This window comes from Paenibacillus sp. AR247, assembly GCF_002968895.1.
GTDB classification, from domain to species: Bacteria; Bacillota; Bacilli; order Paenibacillales; family Paenibacillaceae; genus Paenibacillus_AQ; species Paenibacillus_AQ favisporus.
Genome location: NZ_PCZT01000009.1, coordinates 178,077 through 188,444, shown reverse-complemented (window position 1 = coordinate 188,444; position 10,368 = coordinate 178,077). Strand labels below are relative to the sequence as shown.

Genomic DNA, 10,368 nt, shown 5'->3' with positions numbered 1-10,368 from the left:
AAATCGGTTGAGCCGGCATGCCAAGAATTTAGCATCTCTTGTGCTTTTTGCGGATCGTCCATGAGGAGAGTCCGATACTCCAGCATCCAGTTAAGGGTGACCAGCATCTGGTCATATTCTTCCTTCTTGCCTTCGATCTCCTTTTTCTTGCCGCGAATCCAATCGATAATCTGCTGGTTCGTGTTCGCGTTGGCGTCGTGGTCCCGCAGCGCTTCCTTCAGTTCAGCCAGTGAACAGCCAATGGACTGGAACTTCTTGATGAGCTTCAACCGCTCGACGGCTTCATCCGAATAGTTACGGTAATTGTTGCTTTCTCGCCGGACATGCCGATCATCCAGCAAGCCTTCCTTTTCATAATAGCGGATCGTATGAATCGTTAATCCCATCTTATCCGCCAGTTCCTGAATTTTCATCGTCATTTCTCCTTTGGACCGCTTGCCCTAGAGTTCACTTCATAGTTTATGCTTAACATGTTCACGCAGTCAACTTATGAAGGAGGATTTCAAAATGCATGTTTTTGTTACAGGAGCAACAGGGTATGTCGGTTCCGCGGTTGTCCGGGAACTGATCGGCGCGGGACATACCGTGTCGGGTCTTTGCCGCTCTGAAGAGAAAGCCGCGGGATTAAAGGCAGCGGGAGCCGAACCGCTATACGGTACGCTGGACGATCTCGATACGCTAAGCGCTGCCGCCGCGGCTGCGGACGGCGTGATTCATCTGGCGTTCACCAACGACTTTTCCGACTTTGAAGGTGCGCTGGCTCTGGATTTACGGGCCGTGGAAGTCATGGGAGCGGCGCTCGAAGGCTCCGGGAAGCCGTTCATTACTACGGCACACGCCAATGGACATGCCGTGGATGAAGCCGTGCTCGCGATGGCGAAGCGGGGTATCCGGGCATCGATCGTCTCGCTTGCACCGTCCGTGCACGGCGAAGGCGATAAGGGCTTTGTCCCGATGATGATCAGCATCGCCCGGTCGAAGGGCTTCGCCGCCTACATCGGTGATGGAACGAACCGCTGGCCGGCGGTTCACCGCCTGGACGCGGCAGTTCTGTACCGTCTGGCGCTGGAAACCGCCCCGGCGGGCTCACGGCTGCTTGGCGCCGGCGATGAAGGCATTCCGCTCCGCGAGATCGCCGAGGTCATCGGACGGCAATTGAACGTGCCGGCGGTCAGCATCACATCTGAGGAAGCTTCCGCCCATTTCGGCTTTCTAGGTGCCATTGCGGCCCTCGACATTACAAGCTTGTATAACACTGCGCAAGCGAGTCAGGCAACACGGGAGCTTCTTGGCTGGAAACCGATGCAGCCCGGACTCATCGCCGATCTCGAAGAAGGGCATTATTTCGCCTAAAAAAGGAGGGTGTCCCAAGCATTAATTGGCCTGGGGCACCCTTTTCATTTCAGTAAAAGATTATCGTTATTCACTTGTTATGTCTCCCTGTTCATCGGATACGGATAGCCATCTATATTAAAATGATTCCTGTCGTAAATATTATTCATATTATTCAAGCGGACTGATGCATGCTAACATAAATGAAAAGTTCCGTTTATCCTGTTTCCATCGTTATAAATTGACTACAGAGGAGATCATTGATGTTACCAAGGTCCGCATTTCCATTACTTCTATTGAATATGTTTCTCGCCAATCTTAGCATGGGCCTCGTCATTCCGATCGTGCCGGAACTGCTCGAAATGTTTTCAGCAAGCGGCCAAGCCGCCGGCTATCTCGTCTCTTGCTTCGGTTTGACACAGTTTCTATTCTCCCCCTTCGCAGGAAATTTGTCCGATAGGTACGGTCGTAAACCGATGATCATTACAGGGTTGATTTTATTTGCCATTTCTAATTTATTGGCGGCGTTTGCAGGCGATTTAACCTTATTATTCGTGTCGAGACTGATCGGCGGAATCGGGTCAGCCGCCCTGGTCCCTGCGATTATTGCTTACGTTGCGGATATTACAGAAGATGCCCAGCGCAGCAAGGCCATGTCTTGGTTAGGCGCATCGATGACTTCAGGGTTTATTATCGGGCCGGGTGTAGGAGGATTGCTTGCGGAATGGGGTATCACAATGCCTTTCTTCGCTTCCGCATCCGTTGGACTGCTGGCTATGATATGCAGTATGTGGATGCTCCCCGAGCCGCTGTCGCCTGAGATCCGCCGCCTTCGCCAATCTGTGCAGGACAAGAAAGACAATATCTTTCGTCAAATTGGTCTTTCCGTAAAATCCCGTTATTTTATCATGCTGCTTATTGTTTTCGCCATGACGTTTGGTCTGACGCACTTTGAAGCCATTTTCCCGCTTTTTGTCGTTCAGGGTTATGGCTTCACCACGCAGCAAATCGCCATTTTACTTACCGTGTGCTCTTTGATCGGCACGCTGAACCAAGTGCTCCTGACCGACCGGATCACCCGTCGGTTTGGGGAAAAGCGGGTTATCGTCGCCATGCTTTTGCTATCCGCTTTCACGCTCGCATCGTTGCTATTCTCAGGCAATTACTATTATGTCATGATCATCACCATGCTATTTTTTTCATTCAATAATATTTTGCGTCCAACCATCAACACCCTCCTATCCAAAGAAGCTGGAGAGGACCAAGGATTCGTCGCAGGGATGAATAATGCCTATACGAGCCTTGGTACGATCTTTGGACCGTTACTCGCAGGAATATTATATGAAATCCATATCGACTTGCCTTATCTTTTTGGTGCATTTGTGCTGCTTGCAAGCAGTCTAGTCTCGGTAAGAAAATTGAATAAAAAATCGTCATCGGCGTCTACAAATGCGTTAACAGGCAGCATAAATCAATAGGATTATCTCAACCCATCTCTTCTCTCAAGTCATGCTCCATGAAGAGAATATCACGTTTCATTTCCTTCATGCCCTGTCTGGATATCCGTCCGGTCTCGAACATGGTTTGGATGTTGTCTCTCTCCAGCTGAATTCCGACCCGTGCGAGCTCCTGCATCATGATGTCGAACTCTTCCCGGTTGTAGGTGTCCGATTCGTTTCGGGTCAGAAGAAGCAGCGTACGTTCATATTGCAAAATCAGCGAGCTGACCGACTCCATATCCGTCTCCCCTTTTGCAAGCAGCGCATTCAGCTCCTTTATGACGTAAGCCGTATTTTGAATTCTGAGCTTGGCCAATTCGGCGCGTCTCTCTCGGATACTCAGGCGGGCCGGATGCAGCATTCCGAACACTTCAATCCATTGCTTCACAGGGAAAAGCTCTTTTTTATAACGGACATCTCCTGTGTGCATAAATAACAGCTGGTTTATTCTTTTAAGGTAACGGTACGCTGTGACTGGATTCACTTCTTTCTTCTGAACCGCGTGCAGCGTGTTCTCTCTTTCCCATTTCAGGATAGACAGGCCCAAGGCCCGCTGCACTTTATCGTTCTTTTCCTCTTTTTTCAGCGATTTGATTCGGGAAGTATACGTATTGATGATCTGGGCAATCGCCAACCGGTTCTGATCCGTGGTCAGTTCGTTTAATCCGTTCACCACATTCCTCAGAATTTCAATTTTTGCCTGAACCTCCTCCTCTTCCTGCTCCGTTTGCGTTTCTTTCCCCAATAAAAGCGGCAGCAGACAGTTGGACGCAAGCAGGGTCCACAGGATAACTCCAGCCGCAAGGAAAATGATCAGATCCCTCGCCGGAAACGCGGTGCCATCACTAAGAAATAATGGCAGTGACATCGTACTCGCCAGTGTGATCGTTCCCCGGACGCCTGATAGGCTGAGGATCAGCGCCTTCTTGACTCTGAGCCGCCAAGGGCCTCGCGGTTTGGTCCCTTCGACCATATCCATCAGAATCGCCCAGATGAAGCGCAGCCCAAGCACAGCTGCGGTCAATAACAGGGTGTACATGATGACTTTCAGATTTCCGATTTCCGCGCTGTTCCAAATCGTCTGAATAATATCTGGAAGCTGTGTGCCAAGCAGCAGGAAAACCAGTCCGTTCAGTACAAAAACAATGACCGACCAGGTGCTTTTGGATACAACCCTCAGCTTGGCTACCTCGGGATTCATTTTTTTGTAGCCAAAAGAATGGGCGATTCCTGCGGCGACGACGGCCAGGATGCCGTTAACCCCTAATTCCTCGGCCGCCATGAAAATCACAAAAGGGGTCAGAATCTCAATTAGCATGTGAAGCGTAACATTCTCCATCCCTAGTCTCCGCAGCCACTTCACCACTCCATATTTGGCAAGCGTGAGCAGCAGGCCCAGCACCACACCGCCAAGTGAGATGGAAACAAAGCTGATGCTGGCCGTTTTGAAAGAATTTGCATCGTCTGATGAGGGAGTTTTTACTTTCTGCTCCAGTGCACCCACGGCCACAGCATCGGTAGGCGCTAATGCAGCCGCCAGTGCAAAAGATGCCGCCAGCGGAATCACCGGAAGGAGCCAATTCAGGAAATAACCAACCACGGCTACCGTGACGAACACCAGACCCAGTGCCAGCAAAAGGATTGGTTTCTTCAGCTTCCAGAGCGCTTCCTTATCCGCATGCCTTCCATCATTGAACAGCAGCGGGGCAATGAACAGGAGCAAAAACAGCTCTGGATTTAATTTCAGTTCAAAGTGTAACGGCAGCCAAGTGATCAACATCCCCAGTACGATTTGAATAATCGGCACGGAGACCGAGGGGATAAACCGGTTCACTAAATTGGATAAAGAAACCGCCGCCAGCATTAGCAAAATAAACTCAAACAATTCCAAACGAATCTTACCTCCATTATCGATCTGTATTCATCAACTTGTCGTAAATTCAGGGCTCTCACAAACGATTCAGCTTATTGTAAAGTAAATTTATGAACTGTATGTGAATCGCTTTGCACTTAAGCCCAGAGCAATATTCTATAGTACCCATAGGTATTATCATCGGAATTACCGACAGCTTCTTTAATACACCCTACTTTCCATTTGTTCTTCACCATATATAGCTATTAAGCGTGAAAAAGCCTAATTTCTCGGCATTCGGTGAGAAATTAGGCTTTGGTACTTCATTGATAGGGCCCTTAAACGAATATACAAATTATTCCCGTTCCTTTGGCCAAGAACCTTGTTGTTTGCGAATGAATACGATTTGTCCGATGTGGTATACGTTGTGCAGCATTTGACGGGCAAGCCTCCCAACACGCTCCTCATCCAGCTGACTGTCGTTCATTTGGGCCAGCGATTGACGCAAATCTTCACAAATCAGGCGGTTTTCTGCCACGGTTGCCGCCCATTCGTCAGAATCCGCCGGGTCCCCAGGCCCTCCAAATGTATCTTCTGCCAAAACGGCCTCCCATTTAGAATCAGGGGGCTCTCCGATATCACCATATGTAGGCTTGTGTTCAGCTGCCTCTGTTCCAGGCGTAGAGTCATGGAGTTGTGTGACAAGCAGGGCGTTGTAATAATTCAGATGGTTTACCGTTTGCCAAATGGTATTCCCTCTCCAGGGGGCTGCCAGCTTGCATCGGTCGAATTTAAACCTGCAAGAGCAGATTCTAAGGGTAAAAACCAGGTCTCCGTATCCCAAACAAAGTCAAATTGCATACGAAAAATATCTATCTGTTTCATATTCATTTGCTCTCTCCTCGATGATTCATATTTGGGAGTCTTAACACAGATTACGATCGTCTCCTGTTTCTTTAAATGACTTTTAAGACTTTTAAAAGTTCAACCGGTCCTGCGGTATCCACACATATACCTTGATTCTATCCTAATCATCACTGCTTAGACGTTAAAAATTTCCAATTTGTTGCATTATACTTTAGCATCAATTCATCTTAAAACACAAAAAGCCGCAGTTACGCGGCTATGAAGTGTGTATGCTCTTGTCCAGGTTCATGGCTTAGTCTGATTGAACGTGCGCTGTTACTCTTCCCATCTGGAATGAAGCACGTGATGGCAAAAATTAGGCCGTTTATAGCCCGGCAGAAACAGCTCGCATATATCGGCGTTAATCGTGCCGTAGGTCGTTTCCGGTTTATGCTTAAAGCCTTCAAAGAAGGCGCGCAGAATGTTGTGCTTAAACCGGTTTCGCGGGAACGCATCAACGATTTGCCGGCGAATTCCTTCCGAGATCAGTTCGAAGTTTTTCCCCACGACGTCGTAACCGACGCCAAAATTCATCAGGGCCGCTTCGGTTTCTTTATACTCGACGATGCCGATCGTAGTATGCAGGGCGACAGCATCCCACACCAAACGAATGGATTCTTCCGGAACGCCACGGCTTTGCAGGAAATCCCGAGCGGCATTCGCGCCGTCGACTTCAAAGCGCTTGTCCGGACTGCGGAATGCAGGCGTAAGGCCTAGATCGTGGAAAAGAGAACTGATATACAGTAATTCCGGATCATACTTCAATTGACTCTGGTTGCCTTTGAATGCTGCGAAAAGAAATACCCGGTTTGAATGGTTCCACAGCAAATCATCGCCATGTTCCCGGAGTAATTCGGCCGCTTCCTTGGCCAGTTTGCTATCAGGTATTTGGATATCTGCGATTGACATGGACATCGCTAAGCGCCCCCTATTTATGTCGTTAAGCTTATACTAGGGTTTCATGGAATGGAGATCAATGCGGGTGTTTCTATGATCATTATCGACCAAATGAATGATCTCCTACCTATTTCCAGTATCCCCTTAAGACATTTGAATATTCCCAGGGGCGCTGCAGATCCTTTTTCTAAATATCCATTGACATAAGTACTAATTTTACAGGTAAGGTATATCCCATTGACTCTAACAACGACATAGCTTCCTTATTCTGTTCATGAACCAGCGTCTCCACTTCGTTTCTGCCGTTCTTCAGGTGATACTCAAATCCCTTCGTGATGAGAAACCTGCCCAGCCCTCTATTACGCCAACGCGGAATGACGAATAATCTTTCGACTGCCCCAGTTTGCCAACACATTACGCTGCCAACAAGCTCATCACCTTCAAAGGCAGAAATGGTATGTAACTCCGGACCACCCATCATCCATTCCAACATATTTACACTTCGGTATACTACACCTTGATAAAATTGATTTTCCAGCCCGGTATATTGGATTCGTTCTTCTCTGGATTCCATCGGGTGGTATTTGACATTCACTCCAACAGGCGTTCTGACTTCAGGTACAGGTTCTTCAAGTGAACGCCGTGCTATGTAATAGGTTTGAAAAGGGCTAAAGCCCTTCCCTTCGTAAAACGCTCTGTCACCGTAAAAGTCCTTCCACGCAACCAGCTTCGTTTTCTTGTTTGGATTGCGCAGCTTTTGGCAGGTATCCATAAAAGTAGGGAAAAGAACTGCTCTCACTTCATCCATGCGGTTTAAAGCTAATTCATTCGTGGGCATTTCGACTTCGAATACATCATGATTATCCGCAATTCCGTGCCGTAAGTATCCTACACAAATTAAATTCCCGTCCTCGTTAAATACGCAGCTCATCCTCTGATGATCGTAATCTTGATTATATTTAAAAAGGATCCATGCTTTGTGACTTAAGTTTTTTACCGTTTCCTCAAATTCAGAACGATATGGACGAACTTGTAATGACATCCAAATGCCCCCTCTGAATGGTGTTGCTCCAATCGTAGCAAAGGAAACCGTTTAGAAATATATAAAAGATCTTTCAGAATCATTTGTTACACAAAAAATCACATCATAACATATGATGTGATTTCTACGGCCTACATTTTTGAATAAATGATTTTTTTAATACTATCGATGAAAGGCAGAATTGATCAGAAAGTTCATCGATCGTTACACCATCAATATACTGCTGACGTATAGTTTCGTTTCTGAGGCTCAAATGTTTTCGGCTTCCTGAATTTTCGCCCCATTTCTTCCGTTGTCCTTCAGGGGTTGGGATGTAAACCATACTTCCGTGGATATATTTCTGTATTTCCTTTAAAAGCTCTTCCGGAAAAATGATATCTGCGTTTACATACTTCATGACTCTGCTCCTTAAAATTAATTAAAATTTAAGGTTGCAAAGCCTATCCTATAAACAATTATCATGAACGCTGATATTCAGGCGGTAAAAATGAATTCTGAGCTCCATACAAACAACCGCCGTTGTTTATAGTACAAGACTTTGCATGGAGCTGATCGTCAATTTTCTCATCATTCGAGACCTCACTTTCAAAAAATGATCGGTGTCTAATCAATGCCAAATATTACAATCGATAATATGTTTATTTTAGCGATTTCTTCACTTCATGTAAATGTCTGGAACTGCGCCCAACTGTCATTTCAAAGCATGAGGGGTTGGTAATGTTAGCCGAACCTCTTAGTGTTACAAAGAATTATGGATAAAATCTTTTATGGCCATTGCAACTCGTTCAGGCTGTTCTTCTGCTGAAAAATGTCCGCAATTTTCGATGATTTTGGCTTTGATATTTTGCAGGCCATTTTCCCTAAATCCGGCAAGGTATTTTTCAATATCTGCATTTTCGTCCGATCCTCGCAAGTACAGAACTGGCGTTGACACGGTAACATGTTTTGTCGCGGCATTATCCTGTTCATCTTCTTGGAAGCATCTGTATAAATCAAATCCTGCTTTCAATGCGTCCAAACGGGAATAGGCTTCGGCATATAATGTTTTGCGGGCATCACTCATTCGCTTGCCTTTTCCGGCCAGCACGTCATAGAAAAAGGAGAAATAAGGAAGTTCTTTGCCTGAAACCAGTATCTCGGGCAGTTCAGGCACGTTATGAAAACCAAAATGCCAGATGTAAGGATTACTTTTCACCTCGGCCCACGGATCAACTCCAGGAATGGCGACATTCATAATTACCGCGCGCGATAACCTGTCGGGAAAGCTTTTCAGAAAAGCATACGTCACCTGGCCCCCAGCATCACAACCTACCAATGTCACATCTTGCAAATTCATATGATCCATAATTCCTCGAACATACTCGGCTATATTGCGTTTGCTGTATGACTGCAAAGGAATGACTGAATTCCCGATCCCAGGGATGTCGATGGCGATAACATGATACGCTTCGGCTAGCCTGTGCATCACGCCTTCAAATTCCAGCCAACAGGTCGGCCAACCATGAATCAAAAACACAGTAGGCTTTGATATGGAACCGGCTTCGACTACATGGATCGGAACATCTTTGACAAGTACTTCCCGGTGTGTGAGCAAACCTTCTCACTCCTATCGAAATTTTGTGATCACCTCTCAATCGTAGCATTCAAAATATGACAACTTCTTGTCACCATTGACACATCGTATTTACAAAATGCGGACGGATGTAAAAGCCAACTGAGCTTAGCCGGCGGCACCCGATTCGTCTGCAGCGTGCGCGTGCCCCGTTACGGCTGCCCGCCGCTTCATGCGCCGCTCCAGACGCAGGCTAACCGCAAACAAGACGAGCGACAGCGCCGTCATAGCGCCTGCGAAATAGCCAATTTCACCGACGGTAGCGAAGCGCACGACAGCTCCTCCGGCCGATGCGCCCAAGGCACAGCCCGATCAACCGATGCTGCTGCGCAGGATTGAACATGTAGCCGCTGAAGCCGAACAGTGCCATAGCAGCCACCGCCATGGCGAGAATACCAGGCCGGCCGGCAAAGCCGTATAACGCGGACATCAAGATAAGCGCGGCTGTGAGCAGGGTAAGCGCCAGCGGAATTGCCCTGTTCGGTCCGATCCGGTCCGCAGCCAAGCCGCCTGTCCGCACCCCGATGAAGCTGGCGATACCGGAGAGACACAGCACCATGCTGATCGTCCGGCCTCCGGCACCATAGCCGGAAAAAAGTTCGGAAACATACGTAAAGAGCGCAAAAATACCGGTGGCCCAAGCGAGCGTAATCAGCAAGGCGGATAGCAGCTCCGGCTTCTTTAGATACAAAAGGCGTTCCCTTATGCCGATCGCCGCGCCCGGCGCCACCTGCGGGAACAGCAGCCGGATGGCTAGCGCGGCGAGCAGCGCCACCCCGCCGACGATCCAGAACGTCGTACGCCAGTCAAACGTCAGGGCGACCCACATCCCGAAGGGGACGCCCAGGATCAGGGAGACGGTCTGCCCGGCAATAACGATCGACACCGCGCGCCCTCTTTTCTCAGGCGAGGCCAGCGTGGAGGCGACGGCGACGGCCCCCGGCGAGAACAGGCCTGCCCCCAGCGCGGCGACAATCCGCCCGGTCATCATCAGGCCATAAGAAGAGGCGAACCCGCACAGCACGTTTCCGACAGTGAGGAGCAACAGCGAACCGAACAGCAGTTTCCTGCGTTCCATCCTCCCTGTCAGAGTCGTCAACAGCGGCGATGATACAGCGTACACGAGCGCGAACGCCGTCACCAGTTGTCCGGCAAGCGCCGTCGACACATGCATCGCCGCCGCCAGTGTTGGCAGCAGCCCGCCGATCATATACCCTTCCGTGCCAAC

At 48.5% G+C, this 10,368-nt stretch carries 11 protein-coding genes and 1 pseudogene; 2 read left to right on the top strand and 10 right to left on the bottom strand.

Annotated elements, in window-relative coordinates; genetic code table 11:
- A partial coding sequence (locus CPT76_RS08705) for a MerR family transcriptional regulator (RefSeq protein WP_105442638.1) occupies window positions 1-413 on the bottom strand: 413 nt, incomplete at its 3' end.
- 94 nt (window positions 414-507) lie between these two features.
- Between CPT76_RS08705 and CPT76_RS08700 the strand changes: the two genes are divergently transcribed.
- Both CPT76_RS08700 and CPT76_RS08695 read left to right on the top strand, forming a co-directional pair.
- Window positions 508-1,353 carry an SDR family oxidoreductase gene (locus tag CPT76_RS08700; protein WP_105442637.1) on the top strand — a complete coding sequence of 282 codons (846 nt, stop codon included), beginning with the start codon at window positions 508-510 and terminating at the stop codon, window positions 1,351-1,353.
- Between the two features lie 242 nt (window positions 1,354-1,595).
- Window positions 1,596-2,810 carry an MFS transporter gene (locus CPT76_RS08695; RefSeq protein ID WP_105442636.1) on the top strand — a complete coding sequence of 405 codons (1,215 nt, stop codon included), beginning with the start codon at window positions 1,596-1,598 and terminating at the stop codon, window positions 2,808-2,810.
- A 7-nt stretch (window positions 2,811-2,817) separates the two neighbouring features.
- Here the strand turns inward: CPT76_RS08695 and CPT76_RS08690 are convergent, their stop codons facing one another.
- From CPT76_RS08690 to CPT76_RS08660, 9 genes and pseudogenes are all read right to left on the bottom strand, one after another.
- A complete protein-coding gene (locus CPT76_RS08690) occupies window positions 2,818-4,722 on the bottom strand; it encodes a cation:proton antiporter (RefSeq protein WP_105442635.1) in 1,905 nt (634 codons plus the stop codon).
- A 316-nt stretch (window positions 4,723-5,038) separates the two neighbouring features.
- Window positions 5,039-5,284, bottom strand: a complete 246-nt coding sequence (locus CPT76_RS08685) for a DinB family protein (protein ID WP_105442634.1) — start codon at window positions 5,282-5,284, stop codon at window positions 5,039-5,041.
- A 131-nt stretch (window positions 5,285-5,415) separates the two neighbouring features.
- Window positions 5,416-5,574 (bottom strand): hypothetical protein, encoded by a 159-nt coding sequence (locus tag CPT76_RS37150; protein WP_181152746.1) that lies wholly within the window; start codon window positions 5,572-5,574, stop codon window positions 5,416-5,418.
- 291 nt (window positions 5,575-5,865) lie between these two features.
- Complete coding sequence (locus tag CPT76_RS08680; protein ID WP_105442633.1) at window positions 5,866-6,504, bottom strand: HD domain-containing protein; 639 nt, start codon at window positions 6,502-6,504, stop codon at window positions 5,866-5,868.
- A 169-nt stretch (window positions 6,505-6,673) separates the two neighbouring features.
- Window positions 6,674-7,528 (bottom strand): GNAT family N-acetyltransferase, encoded by an 855-nt coding sequence (locus CPT76_RS08675; protein ID WP_105442632.1) that lies wholly within the window; start codon window positions 7,526-7,528, stop codon window positions 6,674-6,676.
- A 131-nt stretch (window positions 7,529-7,659) separates the two neighbouring features.
- A pseudogene (locus tag CPT76_RS08670) lies at window positions 7,660-7,925 on the bottom strand (CD3324 family protein).
- 342 nt (window positions 7,926-8,267) lie between these two features.
- Entirely contained in the window at window positions 8,268-9,122 is an 855-nt protein-coding gene (locus CPT76_RS08665; protein WP_105442630.1) for an alpha/beta fold hydrolase, read from the bottom strand.
- Between the two features lie 126 nt (window positions 9,123-9,248).
- Complete coding sequence (locus CPT76_RS39215) at window positions 9,249-9,413, bottom strand: hypothetical protein (RefSeq protein WP_258168215.1); 165 nt, start codon at window positions 9,411-9,413, stop codon at window positions 9,249-9,251.
- Window positions 9,391-10,368, bottom strand: a 978-nt coding sequence (locus CPT76_RS08660) for an MFS transporter (RefSeq protein WP_258168214.1), incomplete at its 5' end; no start/stop codon positions are given. The genes CPT76_RS08660 and CPT76_RS39215, both read right to left, overlap by 23 nt.